The 838-nt window shown below is 73.2% G+C and carries 1 protein-coding gene; it reads left to right on the forward strand.

Annotated features, from left to right (window positions below; genetic code table 11):
- Positions 1-838, forward strand: an 838-nt coding sequence (locus LQT98_RS22685; protein ID WP_231465399.1) for an FAD-dependent monooxygenase, incomplete at both ends; no start/stop codon positions are given.

Consider the following 838-nt stretch of genomic DNA (forward strand, 5'->3'; position numbering starts at 1 on the left):
AGGTGACCTTGGTGGAGGCCCGCGGCCGCGACGAGGCGGTGCGCGACGCGCGCGCGCTGGCGCTATCCTGGCACAGCCGCGAGCTGCTGCGCGAAGCCGGCGCCTGGCCGGAGGATTTGCCGGCATCCTTGATCGACAGCGTGCACGTGTCGCAGCAAGGCGCTTGCGGCCGCACCCTATTGCAGGGCGAGGACGTGGGCCTGCCGCACCTGGGCGCGGTGGTGGATTACCCGGCGCTGGTGGCGGCGCTGGGCGGCGCGCTGGAGCGCGCCGGCGTGCGCGTGCTGTGGCGGCACCGGGTGCGGGCGGTCAAGAGCCTCAGCCATTACGCGGTGGTGACGGTGGCGTCGGATGCCGGCGAGAGCGTGTTGACCTGCCGGCTGGCGGTGATGGCCGAAGGCGGCGCGCTGGCTGAGAGCCTGCCCGGCATCAAGCGCCTGAGCCACGATTACCGCCAGTGCGCGGTGTTGGCCGAGGTGCGCACCGAATTGCCGCCCAAGGGCGTGGCCTATGAGCGCTTCGCCCATGACGGGCCGCTGGCCCTGCTGCCGCACGGCGACGCCTATATGCTGGTGTGGACCCGCAGCGCCGAGGACGCCGCCCATTTGCAGGCGGCCGATGCCGCCGAGGTGGCCACCGCCTTGCAACAGGCCTTTGGCGAGCGCCAGGGCCGTATCCTGGACGTGGGGCCGCGCGCGGCGTTTCCGCTGGCGCTGAAGCAGCTCAACCGCGTGGTCAGCGGCCGGGTGGCGATGATAGGCAACGCCGCGCAAACCATGCACCCGGCGGCGGCGCAGGGCCTGAACCTGGGCCTGCGCGACGCCGCCGGCCTCAGCGC

Source organism: Chromobacterium aquaticum (assembly GCF_021129195.1).
In the GTDB taxonomy this organism is placed as follows: Bacteria; Pseudomonadota; Gammaproteobacteria; order Burkholderiales; family Chromobacteriaceae; genus Chromobacterium; species Chromobacterium aquaticum.